The sequence below is a fragment of the Streptosporangium sp. NPDC002607 genome, assembly GCF_053592655.1.
The window spans coordinates 168802-186579 of the sequence record NZ_JBSFWD010000010.1; the positions used below are offsets into that span (position 1 = coordinate 168802).

Consider the following 17778-nt stretch of genomic DNA (forward strand, 5'->3'; position numbering starts at 1 on the left):
GAAGTAGGGAAACTAGCCGAGCAGGGCGTCGACCGCTGCGGCGGCGGCCTTGAGCGCGTCGGGCACCGGCTTGCGGCCGGCCGCGGCCTCGCTCAGCTCCTTGGTCACGGCGTCCTGCATCTCCTGCTGGCGCTTGATGACCGGCGGCAGCGCGATCGACTTGAGCGCGTCGAACACGGCCTGGCGGTTGGCCGGCTTCGGGTCCTTGAGGTAGCCCGACAGCACCGCCTGGTCGGAGACGGGTGGCAGCTCCCACGACGACTCGATGCGGGTGGTGGCCGCGGTGCCCGAGGATGACAGGAAGCGGGCCCAGGCCCAGGCCTCCTTGCCGTGCTTGGTGGTGGAGGACGCGGCGACGGCGTTGTGGAAGACCGCGCTGGCCTGGGCGGCGTCACCGGGCTCGACGACCACGTCCCACTCGAACGGCACGTCCTTCAGCCCGGCGAACTGCCAGATGCCGTTGTGCCACATCGCGAGCTTGCCGGACTTGAAGAGGTTGGTGTCGTAGTCGGCGGTGCCGCCGATCTCGGCCTCGGTCGGCATGGTCTTGCCCACCTTGGACACCAGCCACTGCGCCGCCTTGACGCCCTGCGGGCTGTTGAAGGCCGACTTCTTGCCGTCGGCCGTCAGGAACTCGCCGCCCGCCTGCTTGAGCGTCTTGTAGAACTCGAAGAACTGCACCGGCTGGAAGTCGCCGAACACGCCCTTCTTCTTGTCGGTCAGCTTCGCCGCCGCGGCCTGCTCCTCGGCCCAGGTCCAGTCTGCGGTCGGGACGTCCACCCCGGCCTTCTCGAACAGGTCCTTGTTGTAGAAGAGCACGACCGTGGAGAAGGAGGCGGGCAGCGCGTACTGCTTGCCGTCGCGCTTGAAGGCGTTCAGCGACTCCTGCGCGTACACCGACGGGTCGCCGTCGCCCGCGACCGAGCCGAGGTCGAGCAGCGAACCGGCGCTGGCGTAGGTGACGAAGTTCTCGTAGTTGAGCTCGAAGGTGTCGGGCGCGGTGCCGCCCGCGATGCTGGTCTGGAGCTTGGTGAAGTACTCCTCGTAGGGCGCGGTCTCCACGACCACGTCGATCTTCGGGTTCTCCCGCTCGAACGCGGCGACGATCTTGTCGAGGTCCTTCAGGTGGTCCGGCGCCGCCGAGAAGGTGAAGTAGCGCAGCGTCGTCTTGCCGTCCTCACCCGACGAGGTCCTCGTCGCCGAGCCCTGCGAGCATCCGGAGGCGAGCAACGCGGCCGTCAGCACGGCGGCCATCTGGAACTTCCTGGTGTGCATGGGGGGATTCCTTTACTTGAGCCCGGACTGAGCGACGCTGGCGATGACGTGCTTCTGCGCGAAGACGTACAGGATGAGAATGGGGACGACGCTGATCACCGAACCGGCCATCACCACGTCCCACTCGGTGGTGAACTGGCCGTGCAGCGTGGCCAGCCCCAGCGGGAGCGTCATGAACTCGGGCGACTTGATGATGATCAGTGGCCAGAGGTAGCTGTTCCAGCTGGCCATGAACCCGAAGATGGCGAAGGTCGCCAGGGCGGGCCTGATCAGCGGCAGCACGACATACACAAAAATCCGGAAATGCCCGGCGCCGTCCAGCACGGCCGCCTCGTCGAACTCCTTCGGCACCTGGTTGATCGCCTGCCGGAGCAGGAACACCCCGAACGCCGAGGCGATGGTCGGCGCGAGCAGCGCGAAGTAGGTGTCGACCAGGTTGAACGTGCGCATCTCGATGAACAGGGGCACGACCAGCACCGGCAGCGGCATCATCAGCGTCGCCAGGTAGACCGCGAACAGCGCGCCCCTGCCGGGGAACGGCAGCCTGGCGAACGCGTAGGCCGCCATCGCGCTGGTGACGAGTTGCAACGCGGTCGAGGCGGCCCCGATCCAGGCGCTGTTGGCCACGATCCGCCAGAACGGCAGGGTCTCCAGGAGCTTGCCGTACGCGTCCAGGCTCGCGTTGTCGGGGGTGAAGTCGGGCGGCACGGCCAGCACCGCGTCGCTCGGCGTGATCGAGGTGATCACGGCCCACGCGAACGGGAACAGCATCACCAGCGCGCCCAGCCACACCAGCAGGTAGCGGATCGCCTTACCCATAGGTCACCCACCGCTTCTGGCCCCGGATCTGGACGATGGTCACCAGCAGCACGACGGCGAACAGCAGCCACGACAGCGCCGAGGCCGCGCCCGCCCTGCCGTACCGGAAGGTGAGGTCGTAGATCTGCGACACGACGACCTGCGTCGCGCCGGCCGGCCCGCCGCCCGTCATGATCTTCACCTGGTCGAACACCTGGAAGCCGTTGATCAGCGAGATCACGATGACGAAGAACGTCGAGGGGGAGAGCAGCGGCAGCGTGATGTGCCGGAACCGGCGCAGCGCGGTGGCGCCGTCGACCATGGCGGCCTCCTGGTACTCCTTCGGGATCGCCTGCAGGCCCGCCAGCAGGATGATCATCACGAAGCCGAGGTCCTTCCAGGCCGAGGCGAGGATGACCGACGGCATCGCCCAGCCTGGATCGGTCCACCAGCCGGGCCCGCTGATCCCGAAAAGGCCCAGTGCCCAGTTCACGATCCCGCTGGCGGGGTTGAGCAGCCACTTCCACATCAGCGCGACGACGACCCAGCTGGTGATGACCGGCAGGAAGTACACGCCGCGCAGCAGGCTCCGCCCGGCCATCGCCCGGTTCAGCAGCACGGCCAGCCCGAGCCCGCCCAGGTAGACCAGCGGCAGGTAGCCGGCGATGAAGTACAGGGTGTGCAGGAAGGCCGCCCTGGTCTGGGGGTCCCCGATCAGCTCGGCGTAGTTGCCGAGGCCCACCCAGCGCATCTCGGTGATGAGGTCCCATTCGTGGAGGCTCGTCCAGAACGACCAGATCATCGGGATCAGCGTGTAAAGGATCAGCGGGACGAGACTGGGCAGCAGGAACACCGCCACGGTGGCCGCGTACCGCAGCCGCCGTCTCGGCGCCCGCCGCACGTGCGCGGGCCCGGCCTCCGGCCGGGCCGCGATGAGGGTCATGCGATCGCTCCCTTACTCGTACGGCGGGCGCTCACCAGGCCGCCCTCGATGAGGCGGGCCCTGACCAGGCGGCCCTGTTCCCCGGCGGCTCCGGCGGCGTCGAACGGCGTGGCCAGCACCAGCGCGGCGGCGCCCTGGGCCCAGCTGGTGTCGTCCCAGCTCTCCACCTCGATCGAGATGTCGCGCCGCCCGGGATACAGCTGCGCCCGCACGGCCCGGTCGAACCCGGCCTGCCAGAGCGGCCAGTCGGCCGTCCCCTCGCCGAGCAGGACGACGACCTCGGGGTCCACCACGTTGATCAGCCCGGCGGTGGCCCGGCCGAGGATCGCCCCGGCCTCGGCGAACACGGCCAGTGCCGCCCGGTCCCCGCCCGCCGCGGCCCGCCCCAGAGCGGCCACGGCGCCGAGGGGGTCCGTCTCGTCCTGCCGGCCGCCGTCGCGCTTGGCGCGGGCCGCCGCGAGGAGCCCCGCGGAGCCGACGAAGGCTTCGAGGCACCCCCGGGCGCCGCACCCGCACACCGGCCCCGAGGGATCGACGGGGAGGTGACCGAACTCGCCGGCCCCGCCCCTGGCACCCCGGTACACCCGGCCGTCGGCCACGATCGCCGCGCCGACGCCCCGGCCGATCGTCAGCACCAGGAAGTCGCGGTGCGTCCGGCCCCTGCCGTACAGCCGCTCGGCCGCGGCCAGCGCGTTCACGTCGTTCTCGACCAGCACCGGCAGGTTGAGGCGGCGGCGCAGCCGCTCGCCGACCGGCATGGCCTGCCAGCCCAGGGTGGGCGCGTTGACCGTGCCCACCGCCTGGTCGTCCACGCTCCCCGGGACGCCCACACCGATGCCCAGCAGGGGCGGTGCCTGCCCGGCCGCTGGAGCCGCCGACATCACCGACTCGACCGCGTCGGCCAGGTCGCCGAGCGCGTCGAGCGAGGCGGGGTCGAACGGACGCTCCCAGGAGCCGAGCACCTCACCGTCGAGCCTGACGTCCACCAGCACCAGGTGGTCGGCCGTCACCTTCACGCCGAGCGCCCTGCCCGCGCTGCCCACCAGGCCGAGCCGCTGGGCGGGCCGGCCGCCGCGCGACGGCTTGAGGTCGAGTTCCTCCAGCATGCCGTGGCCCATGAGCTCGCGCGTCAGCTGCGTGACGCTCGCCGGGCTGAGGTCGAGCTCCCGAGCTATCTCGGTCCGGCTAAGCGGGCCGACCGTGCCGAGGAGGGCGAGGATCGCCGTCCTGGTGAGGTCGCCGCGGTCAGTGCCTGCCATGAGGGACTTTCTATAGAGGTAAAGTTAGTGGTGAAAATATGACCGCCCGAAACGTCGCTGTCAAGCCCCCGAAACACGCGAAAGGCCCCGGCCCGCGAGTGCGGGCCGGGGCCTGGGGCAGGTGGTCACGGCCCCTTCAGGCCGATGGGCGGTTCGGGCACGGCCAGCCCCAGCGCGGCCGCCATGTCGATCGTTCTGCGGGGGGTCGAGCACCGCCTGGCCAGGCCGGCCTGGTCGAGCCGGCCGTTACGGGCCTGGAACAGGTACTGCGCGGCGGGATGCCGTCGCAGCTCGTTCGTGGTGAGCCCGTCGGCGACGCGATGCGCCGCGGCCACCAGGGCGGGAAACGACGACCGCAGATCCGCGGCCCACTTCTCGACCGTCTCCAGCCAGCCGCGCGCGGCGGCGTCGGGCGTCGAGGAGAATCGCACGATCGCCTCAGCCAGCTCTGACCAGGTGAAGTCATGCCAGGGCTTGGTCTTCAGGACGGGCAACTGCCACTGGCGCTTGGCGATCGACCAGTGATCCGCGTGCGCCTCCACCGAGTGGACCGTGAATCCCGGCACGCACAGCGCGGTCAGGTTCCAGCCGTGACAGGCACCGGTGTCCAGGCCGAAGATCCTGCCGTCGCGGATCATCGGCTCACGCCCGGTCACATGATGGCCGAACACGACCGGCTTGACGTCGGTGTAGTGGTCGTGCCAGTGGCCGTCCGGGAACAGCGCGGTGAGCTCTCGTTGGCCGCTGGTCGAGCCGCAGAGGATTTCCTCTTTCTGGTCGGCCGGCGGAATTCCGGGCAGCATCGCGGCGTGGACGACCCGGACATGCTCGTTCTCGAAGTAGTACGGCAGCGTCCGCATCCAGTGGACCGTCTCGGCGTAGCGGTCGCCCAGCTGCAAGCGCGTGATCTCCTGCGCGTAGGAGAAGATCCCGCGCACGTGCTTCCTCTCGTGGTTGCCCATGACCACGACCGAGTTCGGACGCTCGCGGAAAAGCCTGACCACCTCACCGGGCGCCGGGCCGCGGTCGACCAGATCGCCGACGCTGACCAGCAGGTCGTCCGGGCGGAGGTCGACTTTCTCCAGCAGTTCGAGCAGTTCGTCGAAGCAGCCGTGGATGTCACCAACGATGACGGTACGTCGCACCCCTGTGAGCCTAGGCGGGCAGCGATTCGGCGTGCAAAGGATTATCCACCGCGTGCGACTCTCAAGCACTCCCATGGGCGGGCATGACCTCCCGGACAGATTGCCGCAACGACGGCAACGTCGGCTTCGCCGCGGGGCTCGGCGGCCTCGCCCTCGACCCCTTGCGCTCTCGGGTATCCGGTCAAGAGGCGAAACTCCGTATTCGTTTATGCGCCGTCGCGCTCTATGATCTTTACTCGGCAGAGTGCGTCACCTGGGCCGCCGTTCACCTTGAGCGGATCGATCGGCCCGATGAGCTGGTCCCACGGGAGAATCCAGCAATAGATCGCCATTTCTTTTATTTCGAGGGATTCGTTAATTTGATAGCTCGCCCGGTGCGGCGAAGGGGGCACGCGTGACGGCTGACGGTCTTGAGGCGCTACTCGCCGGCCGGTACGAGCTGCTGGGAGAGATTGGCACCGGGGGAATGGGCACGGTGTGGAGAGCCCGCTCGGTGGCCACCGGCGAGCCTGTGGCGGTGAAGGCTCTCCACAAGAACCTCAGCTCCGACGACGGTTTGGTGCTGCGGTTCGTGCAGGAACGCAACGTGCTGCGCGCGCTGCACCATTCCCACATTGTCACGATGCGCGACTTCGTAATGGGGGGCGACCAGCTCGCCCTGGTGATGGATCTCGTCGACGGCAAGGATCTACGGGCGCTGCTGCGTGAGCGTGGCTCATTACCTCCCGCCGAAGCCGTACGCCTGATCGGCCAGATCGCCGACGCACTGACGCACGCCCACGCCCACGGCGTGGTTCACCGTGACGTCAAACCGGAGAACGTCCTGATCGATGCCGCCGGACAGGCACGGCTGACCGACTTCGGCGTGGCGCGTCTCGCGCACGGCCCCGGTCTGACCCAGACCAGCTTGATCCTCGGCACCCCTTCCTACCTGGCGCCCGAAGTCGCCGATGGGCAACCTGCCACCCCTGCCGTGGACGTCTACGCGACAGGCCTGGTGCTGTACGAGCTGCTGGCCGGACGTCCGCCCTTCGTCGGCGACCATCCGATGGCCGTGTTGCGCCAGCACGCGATCTCGGCCCCACGCAGGCTGGCCGGGATGCCCGATGCCGTCTGGTCGATGATCACCGCCTGTGTCGCGAAAGATCCGGCGCAGCGGCCCTCCATCGATCACGTGGCCGCGACCGCACACGCCCTGGTGCCGGCCCTGGCCGGCTTACCCGCGCTTCCCCCGATCAGCCGGACGGCCGACCCCGCGATCACCCGCGAACCCCTGGCCCCCGACGTGGCCCCCGATATGGCCGCCACCTCGCCTCGTCCCCGTCCCGAGTCACGATCACGGCTCAGACGGCGCCTGATCGGCGCGGCGGCGGTCACGACCGCGCTGACCGCCTCAGCCGCCGTAGCCCTGGTCGTGAACTCCGCCGGCGAGGCCGGTCTCACCGCGCCGGCAGAGCGTTCCACGACCGCGGCCGCCCTGGCTCCCCCCATGACGGCCCGGAACACACCACCGATCCCGCAAACCGACGCCTCCGCCTCGGAAGAGTCCCCTCTACCCAAGCCCAAGCCCAAGCCGGTGCCCAATACCCCGCCGATCACCGCCGCTGAGCCCGCCAAGAAGGACGAGGTCACCGCCAGGCCGTTGCCGAAACCCACACGGCCGAAGACGGAGGTCGCACCGGCAGTCGAGGGCCCGGCGGACACCCCCGCTTCCGAACAGCCGAAACCCCAGTGGCGGTGTAGGGCATGGATCTCCACCGGAGACGGCACCGGCACGCAGATGTCACCGTGCATGGCCCTGGTCGGCGATGTCTTCCATCTCCTCGGCCGTATCCGGGGCGCCGCCGATGTGCGCTCGGACGTACATGTCCAGCTGTACAACACCGACGCCGATACCAACGTGTCCCCGCCCATGATCTGCACCGGTCTGTCACCGGCCGGCAACGGCGCGGTCGCCACCTGCGGCCCGTTCACCATCACCGCTCAGCGCGTGGGTGCGAAACTCGACGTCCGGCAACGCTGGCGCAGGAGCGGCACCTCCGCCTTCGGCGGGGGCAGCGAAAGCCCCTGGGTGTTCTGGTAGCTCCGGTTCTGGCGGTCGCCCCTGAAAGGTCGTCGCTCGGGTACGTTGAGACCGATGAGTGATCAGCGCGCGGGGATTCGTGGCCACCGACCGAGCGGGCGGGCGGTGCCCGTACCGCCGGCCCCGCGTACCGGCCGGTGGAGACCGATGGCCGCGGCGCTCGTCAGCCTGGCCGTGGCGACCTCCGGCTGCGCCGCCTCGTCTGGTGCCACCTCGTCTGGTGCCGCCTCGTCGAACGCGCCGAGCCGGACAGCTCCGAGCGAGACAGCTCCAGGTCGGACAGCGGCACAGCCTGCTCCGGAGCAGTCGGCGGAGTCGCGACCCGCCCTGCCCGATCCGAAGGCGGCGATCCCCAAGGACCCCGCGAAACTGGCCCGTTCCCTGACCGGCACCGTCGCGGAGCTTCGGCGCACCACCGACGACTGGATCCGCGACGGGGACCCCGGCAAGGGGCAGCCCCCCGAGCCGGTGGTGCTGCTGGCCCTGCAACAGCAGCGCGTCTACCGCTATCTCGCCCGCAATCCGGAGGTCGCCTCCCGCACCTACGCCGGGCTGTCGAAGTCCCTGGCCGCGCAGGCGAAGGACAACGTGACGGCCATCCGGAACCTGCTCTCCCTCGTCCACCCCATCAGCGGGTCGGCGAAGTTCCGCGTCCAGCCGGCCAAGCCCGCCGATGTCCTGCTCGGCCACTTCAAGCACGCCGAGCGCCGGTTCGGCGTCGACTGGGAGATCCTGGCGGCGGTGATGTTCGTCGAGACCAAGTTCGGCCGGGTACGCTCACCGAGCCACACCGGCGCCAAGGGACCCATGCAGTTCATGCCGGGCACCTGGGCCGCCTACGGGATGGGCGGCGACATCCAGGACACCCGCGACGCCCTGCTCGCCGCGGCCAACTACCTGCGCGCCTCGGGAGCACCGCGCGACTACCGGCGAGCGCTGTACGCCTACAACCACTCCTGGGCGTACGTCGACGCGGTGCAACTGCACGCCCGCCAGATCAAGCGGGACATCAGGAACTACTACGCGTACTACAACTGGCAGGTCTACGTGGTCACCACCGACGGCGACCGCCGCCTCACCGGTCCCTGACCCGGGGGTGCTCACCGGCGTTCTTGCGAAGGGGTCCGGCCGTCAAGGTGCTCCGCGGGGAACTCCCGACGCGGGAGTCGCCGCCCCGGGAGGTCCTCATCGCATGGCGCCGCCGCCGGGCCCGCTGGCCGCTAGGGCAGGCCGTCCTTGTCCTCAAGCTTGGTGGTCACCTTGTTCGCGGGCGGAGCCTTGATGGAGACCCTGCTCCCCCAGCCGGTGAAGCGGGTTCCGAGCAGGACCGACGCGGCTCCGCCGAACTCGATGTGGTCATCCGAGACTGGACGGTCCCTACCGAGCGGCAGCGATGAGTCGAAGGCATTTCCGTACACCAGGTCCCGTTGAGAAAGCGATCTCATGCCGGGATTCATGGTCTTGGGGCGCTGTGCGCGTCCGGAGCCACGATCGTTGGCAATCATTCGGAGACGACCTCATAGCCGATATCGGCGGCGGCCAGACGGCCGGGCTGCGAACGATCCGGGTCGACCGGGGCACGACCACTCAGCTGACCATGTCGTCATTGACGCCATTCAAGCGACGGAGATCCCGGAGACAACGAGGATCGTACGGACGCCTGGGTGCGGGCCGAAACGGGCCGGGCAGCGAGGCGAATTCCCCGGAAGCAGGAGGACGGCCATGCGCGTCCCGCGGGGAAGGGTCGGCCACACGCGCCCGTGGCCGACGACATCATCGGGTCATCGCTACAGGTCGGTAGCGATGATCTTTTCGATGTTCCGTTCGGCCAGGGCCGTGATGGTGACGAACGGGTTGACGCTGGTGTTGCCCGGGATCAATGAGCCGTCGATGACGTACAGGCCCGGGTAGGCGGTGAGGCGGCCGTAGTTGTCGGTGGCCTTGTTCAGGACGGCGCCGCCGAGGGGGTGGTAGGTGAGGGTGTCGTTCCAGATCTTGTAGACGCCGAAGAGGTCGGTCCGGTAGATCGTCCCCTCCTTGGAGTTGATCTTGTCGAAGATGGTCTTGGCCATGTCGATCGACGGCTGCTTCCAGGCGAGCTGCCAGTTCAGGTCGACCTTGCCCGTGGCGGCGTTCCAGGAGAACTGGGCCCGGTTCGGGTTCTTGGTGATCGACAGGTACAGCGAGGCGAAGGTCTCGATCCCGGTGGGCAGCGGGGCGACCTCGGCGAACGCGCCGCCGGCGTCCCAGTTGTCGATGCCGGAGCAGGGGATGGTCGACTGGAGACTGCCGGTCGGGTCCCACAGGTGGTTGGCCCGGCCGCACATGACGTTGCCGTTGTCGCCCCAGCCCTTGCCGATCTCGTTGTTCAGGTTGGGCAGCGCGCCGGTGGCCTTCAGCTTGACCAGCAGCTTGCTGGTGCCGACGCTGCCGGCGGCGAAGAACACCCGGTCCGCGGTCACGGTCTTGGTGGTCGTGACACCACCGGTGGTGTTGAGCTGGTCGATGACGACCGTGTAGCCGCCACCGGCCGCCGGGGTGACCGAGGTGACCTGGTGCAGCGCCGAGACGGTGACCCTGCCGGTGGCCTTGGCCTGGGCGATGTAGGTCTTCTGCAGTGACTTCTTGCCGTGGTTGTTGCCGTAGAGGATCTCGCCGGCCAGCGCCGACTTGGTGACGGTTCCGGCCGCCTCCTGCTTCATGTAGTCCCAGTCGTACACGTCGGGCACGAAGACGAACGGGAAGCCGGAGCGCTGGGCGTGCTTGCGGCCGACCCGGGCGTACTGGTAGCAGGCGGTGGAGTCGAACCAGGCCGGGTCGATGCTGCCGACCCCGAGCCCGGCGTTGGCGCGCGGGTAGTAGGTGTTGTACATCTCGTCGGCGTTCACCGACGGCAGGATCGCGGCGAAGTTCTCCCGCTTGGGAGTGACCGCCATGCCGCCGTTGACCAGCGAGCCGCCGCCGACGCCGCGGCCCTGGTAGACGGTGATGCCGCCGAACTCCTCGGCATCCAGGATGCCGGTGTAGCGAGAGATGTCCCGGTCGATCGGGAAGCCGAGGAAGAAGTTGAGGGGTGCCTTGGTCCTGGTGCGGAGCCAGTAGGAGCGCTGGTCCGGCGAGGTCGTGTTGCAGAAGATCTTTCCGTCGGAGCCCGGGGTGTCCCAGGCCATGCCCATCTCGATCATGTGCACGTCGACGCCCGCCTGGGCGAGGCGCAGGGCGGCGACGGAGCCGCCGTAGCCGGTGCCGATCACCAGGGCCGGGACATGGGCCCCGGAGGCGATCGGAGCGGCTACGCGTGCGGCTTTTGCCTGGGCTGCGGTGGCGGGAGTCGCGAGGGCCGCGACTCCCAAGATAGAACCGGTTCCAGTGATGAATCCACGGCGCGAGATGCCTTCGGAACCTGTCCTACGCGAGGTTTTGTCACTCATGTGATTTTCCTCACTCTTGACGTATTAGAACAAGTTCTACATGTTTCTCGGATGTTAAGCCACCACGTACCGGGAAGTAACTTGTGTCAGATCGAGGGTGACCGACCGCTGGGCAGCATGCACACGGTGTCCAGGCCCAGCACGTGGTTGAGCCGGCCGAACGCCAGCCAGGAGCCGATGCTCATGCTCAGCTCCACGATCTCCAGCTGGCTGTAGTGCGCGGTCATCCGGGTCCAGAACTCGTCGTCGAGGCCGTGATGGTCCAGGGCGTACCGCTCGGCGTACTCGGCGGCCAGCCGGGTGCGGTCGTCGAAGGCGTCGGTGGTACGCCACTCGGTCACCGCGTCGGCGAACTCCTCCTCGACCTTCCGCCCGTCCCGTTCGGTCCGCCAGTCGAGGCAGAAGACGCACCCGTTGATCTGCGCGATCCGCAGCCGGGCGGCCTCGAACTCGCGGAGTCCGAGGGTCGTGTGGGCGTACACCGCCATCGAGAACTTCGAGGCGGCGACCCCGATGCCGGGGACCATCTCACCCCACACGTAGCCGATCGCGTCCTTGCCCTCGGGAATGTCGATATTCATGGTTCTCTCCTTACGAGTTTGCCGACCGCCGGGCGCAGCGGGACGTCGAGCGCGTCGTAGAGTCCGGGTTCCGCGTCCACCAGCCAGTCGATGGCGCTCACCAGGCGGCCGACCGCGGTGGCGTTCCCGCCCGCCGACCGGTTGCCGCCCTCGTCGGTGGCCTCGACCGTGACCTCGATGCGCGGGCGGCCCTCGATGATGACCCGGTGGGCACCGACGCCGTCGGGCGGCATCGGCCAGTCCGGGGCACAGGAGGCGTGGATGCGGGTGACGTGCTCGATGACGATGCGGGGTTCGCCCTCGACGATGCCCTGCACCTCGAACCGGACCGCGCCCTGGGTGCCGGCCTCGAACTCGCCCATCGTCTTGGTGCTCACCGTGGCGTCGAGCGCGCGCCGGTCCAGGGTCTCGCGGATCTCGTCGAGTTCGACACCCAGCGCCCTGGCCATCAGCCGTACCTGCCCGCCCCAGACCATGGTCGGGACCGTCGGCGCGGTCATCGGCGGTTCGTAGTCCATCGGCTGGCCCATGCCGACCAGGTAGCGGACCGAGTCGGGTTGGTCGTAGGTGGAGTAGTCGAAGATCTCCTGGCAGCGGATCACGTCCACGACGGTTCCGAGCCCGCTGATCAGCAGGGGCAGTACATCGTTGCCCCAGCCGGGGTCGACACCGGAGACGAAGAGCGAGCCGCCGCCGTCCGCGATGGCGGCCAGCACCGGTTCGCGCAGTTCCGGCGGGGCGCCCCGCTGGTCGTAGAGCGCGTACAGCGAGGGGGTGACGACCACGGCTCCGGCCCGGATCGCCCTGATGATGTCGGCGAGGGCCTCGTCGGGGCGGATGTCGCCGGACGCCGCGTACACCACGGCGTGCGGACGGGTGGCCAGCACCGCGTCGATGTCGTCGGTGGCGGCGATCCCCAGCTCGTGGCCGAGGTCGCCGAGGTCGCCCGCGTCGCGGCCGACCTTGTCGGGGTTGTGGACGAGCACTGCCGCGAGTTTCAGCGCCGGATGGGCCTCGACGGCTCGGATGGCCGCACGGCCGACGTTGCCGGTGCCCCAGACAATCGTGGAGAGCATGCGCGGAGAGTAGCAAGCGCTTGGTTTGGTGTATAGTGCCGCCGCACCTTCCGGACCGCCACTTTCGCCCCCTGGCCGACAGGCCACCACCTGCCGGGGCTGTTCACCGGGCGAGAACGGCGGTGGATGCCAGGAAAATGCGTCTCCTTTCTGCGCCTCGCCAAGAAAGGCCCTCATCTCCACTTCTATCGGCTAAAAATGACATGGGCCATTTTCGCTTGCTCGGGGATGAGGAGGCATCATGCCGGTGCGGATCGTGGTCGAGGGCCGCACGGCCGCGCGGGACGCCGCCGACCTGGCCGCGGAGATCGGCGCGCAGGCCCAGCTCAGCGGGCTTCCGCCGGGCCACAAAGGGCCTCTGGAGGTCATCACCGCGGTCGTGACGCTCGCCGGGACGGTCGTCGCGCTCGCCGACACCGTGTACGGGTGGGTGGAGCGCATCCGCCGGCGCGACGAATCCGAGCCGCCGCCGCGCGTCATCGTCGTGTTCGACCGGTTGGGTTCCCGCCGCGTACTGGATGACCTGTCCCCGGACGAATTCGATTATCTTCTGGCATCAGAACGGGAAGCAGAACAGGAATCGGGCCGGGACTCAGATCCCGGACCGGACCCGGAGGCCGATTCCGGGTCCGCACCCGGCCCGGGCACGACCGACTGACACCACCATGCCGTGGACGCTGAAGATCGCCCTGAAACATGCCGGGCAGCGCCCCGACCTGGGATACCTGCTGACCCACAATCGCGGCGGCGGCGAGGCGCCGTTCAGCGAACGGCTCGCCTACCTCGACCTGCAGAACGCGCTGCGGCAGGCCGACACCGGCTACTACCTGCACGATCCGGGCGAAGACGCCCTGGAACGGGAGAACAGGCTGCGGACACTCGGCCGTTCCCTGTACAAGCTTCTCGACACCGACCACCTCTACCTGTCGGAGTACCTCAAGCGCCGGCCGAACGACCTCGTGGTGATCCTGCTCGACGTGACGGCCGGACTGGGTCACCTACCGTGGGAGCTGCTGCACGACGGCCGGGACTTCCTCATCGCCCGGCCCAACCCGGTGATCCCGATCCGGTCCGTGGACGTGGAGCCGCGCACCCGCGACCAGGCGCGGCATCCGCTCCGGCTGCTGTTCATGGCGTGCGAACCGATCGACGGCCCCGGTGTCCTGAACTACCAGATGGAAGAGGCGATGATCCGGGACGCGGCGGCCGACGGCGGCGCCCCCTTCTATCTGGAGTACGAGCCGACCGGCAGCCTGAGCGAGCTGGGTCGGCGGCTGGGCTTCTACGACCGCGGCCACTTCGACGTGATCCACCTGACGGGGCACGCGCTGCGCGGCGACGGGCGCGGCCTGTTCCTGACCGAGGACCGCGACGGCCGGACGCACCGCGCGTTCGCCGCCGACCTGCACGAGGTCCTGTGGCAGAGCGAGCCGGGCCTGGTGTTCCTGTCGGGCTGCCAGACCGCCGAAGGCGGCGATCTGGGGGCCGCGCCGTCGCTGGCCGAGGAACTGGCCACCATCTCGGCGCCGATCGTGGTCGGCTGGGGCCGCCCGGTCAACGACCGGGCCGCGAGCGAGGCGACGGCCGCGTTCTACCAGCAGCTCATGCTGGGCCGCAGCCCGGCGATCGCGCTGGCCCGCAGCTACCAGGAGCTGATCAAGGCGGGCCGTGAGCACTGGCACATGCTGCGCATGCACGTGCAGGGCACTGACATGCCGCGCCCGCTGACCGTCGCGGTGGCGCAGATGCCGCTCGACCAGATCTGGATCGGCCGGGAGCATCGCGAGATCGGCGCGTCGGGGCTGGCCCGGGTGTCGCTGGCGGACTTCTTCGGCCGCAGGCGTGAGATCCAGCGGCTGGACCGGATGCTCAACCCGCTGCGCGAGTTCCGGCGGCCGGGCGCCGTCGTGCACGGGGTCGGCGGGGTCGGCAAGACAACGCTGGTGGCCAACGTGCTGGAGCGCATCACCACGACCCAGGAGGGGCGTGGCAACCCGGTCACCTACGTCTCGATCAACGTGCCGTTGACCCGGGAGATCCTGCTTCAGGAGCTGGGAACGATCCCGGAGTTGGGCGGTGTGCTCGGTTCCGCGCCGCCCGGTAGTGACCTGAAGGGGCTGCTGGTCCGTGCGCTGCGCCGGATGTTCCGTCCGGTGATCATCGTGCTGGATGAGTTCGAGCAGCGGAACATCACCGCGGGCGGTCCCGAGGCGGTGCCGGGGCCGGAGGCCGTCCGCGCGCTGTCCGCGCTGATCGACGCGCTGGCGACGGTCCGCGGGCCACACCGGATCGTGATCACCAGCCGGTATCTGCCGAAGTCGCCGGGTGTCGAACTGCTCGACGACCTGGCCCTGGACGTGCTGCCGGAGCACTTCCAGCAAGCGCGGATCGACCGGCTCGCGGTGCAGGGCCAGGTGGACGCGCGGGCCGTGGAACTGGCCCGGCAGATGGCACGTGACAATCCGCGGCTGCTCACCTTCCTGTTCGACGTCGCTCGCGACAGCCCCGAGACCGGCGAGGAACTGCTGCGCCAGCGCTTCCAGCAGCGTCGCAAGGAGTTCTACGACAAGCTGGCCGTCGACGAGCTGATCGGGCGGCGTGATCCGCAGGACGCGGCGCTGCTGCGCGCGGTCGCGCCGTTCCGGATCCCGGTCCCGGCCGAGGTGCTGGCACGGCTCGCGGGCCCGGCGTCCTGGATCGCCGCACCCGCGGTCCCGGATCTGGCCCGGCAGGAGGCGGTCGAACGGGCCGAGCGTCTGGCGGGCTGGCACCTGCTGGAGTACGCCGAGCGTCCCGGCGGCGCCGACTACCGCGTCCCGGCCGTCTTCGAACCGGTGCTCACCGACCCCGACCCGGTCGCCGGTCACGCGCGGTGTGCCGCCGCGCTCGCCGCGCACCTGGGCGCCTTCGACGAGGTCAACGACCCGGACCTGCTCGACCTGCCCGCACTGGCCGAGGTGCAGCGCCTGGCCACGGCGGGGCGCGGTCACCGGCTCGTCGTGCGCGCGGCGGCGACGCGGGCGGCGGTGGCGGCCCGCCGGTTCCGGTACGCCGAGGCGCAGCAGATCTGCCGCCAGGCCATCGACGTCGTCCCGCATCCGCTGCTGTTCGCCCTGCTGGGGAACGCGCAGGCCGACGAGGGCGACGCGCAGGCCGCGCGGCAGTCGTTCGAGGCCGCGCTCGCGGGGGCCGATGGCATCCCCACGCGCGATCGGGCACGCGTACTGTCCACGGTCGGGTTCTGGAGCCAGTTCTACGATCCGCCGAAGACGTTCGCGCTGCTGACCGAGGCGCTCGGGCTGGCGAGGGCCTCGGGTGACGCGTTCACGCAGGCCGACTGCCTGCGGCTGATCGCGGGCGGGTGGGCTCAGTACGGCGCCCCGTCCCATCTGCGCCGGGCGGCCGAGCTGTACGAGGAGTCGCTGGAGCTGTTCCGGACGGTGCGCGGCGGGGACCTCGCCCAGACCATCGTCCAGCTCGACCAGGTCGCGTTCATCGCGATGGCCGAGGGGCGATTCGGGGCGGCGCAGCGGATGCTGGACGAGCTGGCCGGACGTTACACCGGGCCCGGGGAGGAACTGCCGCTCTCGGCGATAAGGGTCCGGCTGGCCGGGGCGTATCTGGGCGACAGCGCGTTCGACGCGGCGGAGCGCGAGGCGCGCGCGGCCCTGACGCTCGCCCGGGAGGTCGGCTGGGGGCGCGGCGAGTTCGACGCCCTCTGTCAGCTCGGCGACATCGCCGCCGCCCGGCACAACGCGGCGGGCGTGCAGACCGAGAGCGAACACGTGCTGCGGGCGATCGCGGTCATGGAGGAGGCGCGGACGCTGGCCGAGCGGATCGGCTGGCCCACCCTCATCCGGGTCGCGCTGGGCCGGCTGGCGCAGCATCTCCTGGTCGCCGGGAGGGAGGCCGAGGCCCGCCGGCTGACCGTCGACCTCGACGCGTTGGAGGCGGCCGAGGCGGTCCCGCCGCACGAGCGGGCGGCGCGGCTGGTCACCGAGGCTGAGACGCGTCTCGCGCTGGACGACCACACCGCGGCGAGTGCCGGGGCGCGCCGGGCGCTGACGCTGCTCGTGTCGTCCGACCACGAGATGCTCGAGACGCGGGCCCGGCGGGTGCTGGCGCAGATCATGGACTTCACCGAGGCGCCGGCGGCCGAGCTGGCACCGCAGCTGGACCGGCTGGAGGAGCTGTACGGGCGGATCTCCCCGCGCGAGCTGGCCACCGTGCACCTTTGGCGTGGCCGTATGCATCTGCGGGAGGAGTCCCCGGGCCAGGCCCGGCACGAGCTGGAGCGAGCGGCGGCGGGCTTCGCAGAGGCCGGGAGCCCAGCTGACGAGGCCGCCGCCCACGAGCTGTTCAGCGGCCTGTCCGGCATCTCGGACGAGGAGAAGGCACACGCGATACGGCTCGCGGCCCGGCTGCGGTACCAGGTTCCCGACCACAAGGCCGCGGCCGTCGCCCTGCGTGAACTCGCGCCGCTGCTGGCCTACGGGCAGCGTAGGCGCACCTACGAGGCTGTCGTCCTGCTGGCCCAGGCGTCCGGAGCGCGGGACGTCGAGGGCCATGGGCTGAACGGGCTGGCCGACCTGGCATTCGGATTCGAGGAGGTGGAGCTGCGCGCGCGGGCGCGGCAGGCCACGCTGGAGAGCGAACCGCTGCACCTGGCCGTCTCGACGCCGTTGGGCGAGCTGCTCGATCCGGACAACGGCGGCACGATCCTGGACGAGCTGGCGCAGCAGCGGGAGGAACTGCGCCGAGACCACGGCATCGTCCTGCCGTCGGTCCGCATCTACGACACCTCGGATCTGGGCGATGGGCGCTCCTATCGCATCCACCTGTGGGGACAGGAGCGCGTCTCCGGCGAGATCCGCGGCAGGGGAAAGAACCGCAGGGCCAAGGCCGCGGCGGCCCGTGAGGTGATCGCCGACCTGATCCGTATGGCCGTCTCGGAGGCCGACCGGCTGGACGGGCCCGCACCGGCCTTCGCGCCGCGCACGCTCACCGACGAGGAGCGCCACCAGATCGAGGAAGTCCTCGCCGAGGACAACGACCCGAACTGACCCGGACGTCCCGGGCCTTCGGATCTCGCCCGGCATCGCCGCCGACTCGACCGTTCAGGTCATCACGGCCGCCCCGATCTCTTTCACACCCGGTGTCAAACCAGTTCGGGAAGCCGTTTTTCAC

14 protein-coding genes are annotated in these 17778 nt (G+C 69.8%); 5 read left to right on the forward strand and 9 right to left on the reverse strand.

Annotated elements, in window-relative coordinates; translation table 11 throughout:
• Positions 1-12: 12 nt before the first annotated feature.
• From ACWD3H_RS14855 to ACWD3H_RS14875, 5 genes are all read right to left on the reverse strand, one after another.
• Positions 13-1275: an ABC transporter substrate-binding protein gene (locus tag ACWD3H_RS14855; protein ID WP_451955345.1), complete on the reverse strand. Its 1263-nt coding sequence runs from the start codon at positions 1273-1275 to the stop codon at positions 13-15.
• Positions 1276-1287: 12 nt separating this feature from the next.
• Positions 1288-2094, reverse strand: coding sequence for a carbohydrate ABC transporter permease (locus ACWD3H_RS14860; RefSeq protein ID WP_355554401.1), 807 nt, complete (start codon positions 2092-2094; stop codon positions 1288-1290).
• Positions 2087-3016: a carbohydrate ABC transporter permease gene (locus ACWD3H_RS14865; protein ID WP_355612715.1), complete on the reverse strand. Its 930-nt coding sequence runs from the start codon at positions 3014-3016 to the stop codon at positions 2087-2089. The genes ACWD3H_RS14860 and ACWD3H_RS14865 overlap by 8 nt, the downstream gene beginning before the upstream one ends.
• Entirely contained in the window at positions 3013-4275 is a 1263-nt protein-coding gene (locus ACWD3H_RS14870; RefSeq protein WP_350953592.1) for an ROK family transcriptional regulator, read from the reverse strand. The genes ACWD3H_RS14865 and ACWD3H_RS14870 overlap by 4 nt, the downstream gene beginning before the upstream one ends.
• A 125-nt stretch (positions 4276-4400) precedes the next feature.
• Complete coding sequence (locus ACWD3H_RS14875; RefSeq protein WP_451955346.1) at positions 4401-5420, reverse strand: metallophosphoesterase family protein; 1020 nt, start codon at positions 5418-5420, stop codon at positions 4401-4403.
• A 394-nt stretch (positions 5421-5814) separates the two neighbouring features.
• Between ACWD3H_RS14875 and ACWD3H_RS14880 the strand changes: the two genes are divergently transcribed.
• Together ACWD3H_RS14880 and ACWD3H_RS14885 are read left to right on the forward strand one after the other, a co-directional pair.
• Positions 5815-7503 (forward strand): protein kinase domain-containing protein, encoded by a 1689-nt coding sequence (locus ACWD3H_RS14880; protein WP_451955347.1) that lies wholly within the window; start codon positions 5815-5817, stop codon positions 7501-7503.
• Between the two features lie 147 nt (positions 7504-7650).
• A complete protein-coding gene (locus ACWD3H_RS14885; RefSeq protein ID WP_451955348.1) occupies positions 7651-8592 on the forward strand; it encodes a transglycosylase SLT domain-containing protein in 942 nt (313 codons plus the stop codon).
• Between the two features lie 131 nt (positions 8593-8723).
• Here the strand turns inward: ACWD3H_RS14885 and ACWD3H_RS14890 are convergent, their stop codons facing one another.
• Positions 8724-8948, reverse strand: a complete 225-nt coding sequence (locus ACWD3H_RS14890; RefSeq protein ID WP_451955388.1) for a hypothetical protein — start codon at positions 8946-8948, stop codon at positions 8724-8726.
• Between ACWD3H_RS14890 and ACWD3H_RS14895 the strand changes: the two genes are divergently transcribed.
• Positions 8897-9304, forward strand: a complete 408-nt coding sequence (locus ACWD3H_RS14895; RefSeq protein WP_451955349.1) for an HAD hydrolase-like protein — start codon at positions 8897-8899, stop codon at positions 9302-9304. The two genes, ACWD3H_RS14890 and ACWD3H_RS14895, sit on opposite strands and share 52 nt — an antisense overlap.
• On the opposite strand, the gene ACWD3H_RS14900 is transcribed toward ACWD3H_RS14895, so the two are convergent.
• The 3 genes from ACWD3H_RS14900 to ACWD3H_RS14910 form a co-directional block, all read right to left on the reverse strand.
• Complete coding sequence (locus tag ACWD3H_RS14900) at positions 9291-10856, reverse strand: GMC oxidoreductase (protein ID WP_355554384.1); 1566 nt, start codon at positions 10854-10856, stop codon at positions 9291-9293. The two genes, ACWD3H_RS14895 and ACWD3H_RS14900, sit on opposite strands and share 14 nt — an antisense overlap.
• Before the next feature lie 164 nt (positions 10857-11020).
• Positions 11021-11515: a carboxymuconolactone decarboxylase family protein gene (locus ACWD3H_RS14905; protein WP_355554382.1), complete on the reverse strand. Its 495-nt coding sequence runs from the start codon at positions 11513-11515 to the stop codon at positions 11021-11023.
• Complete coding sequence (locus ACWD3H_RS14910; RefSeq protein ID WP_355554380.1) at positions 11512-12591, reverse strand: NAD(P)H-dependent amine dehydrogenase family protein; 1080 nt, start codon at positions 12589-12591, stop codon at positions 11512-11514. The genes ACWD3H_RS14905 and ACWD3H_RS14910 overlap by 4 nt, the downstream gene beginning before the upstream one ends.
• A 241-nt stretch (positions 12592-12832) precedes the next feature.
• Here ACWD3H_RS14910 and ACWD3H_RS14915 point away from each other — a divergent pair, with 241 nt between their 5' ends.
• Both ACWD3H_RS14915 and ACWD3H_RS14920 read left to right on the forward strand, forming a co-directional pair.
• Positions 12833-13249: a hypothetical protein gene (locus ACWD3H_RS14915; RefSeq protein WP_355554378.1), complete on the forward strand. Its 417-nt coding sequence runs from the start codon at positions 12833-12835 to the stop codon at positions 13247-13249.
• 7 nt (positions 13250-13256) lie between these two features.
• A complete protein-coding gene (locus ACWD3H_RS14920; RefSeq protein WP_451955350.1) occupies positions 13257-17654 on the forward strand; it encodes a CHAT domain-containing protein in 4398 nt (1465 codons plus the stop codon).
• Positions 17655-17778: the final 124 nt, after the last annotated feature.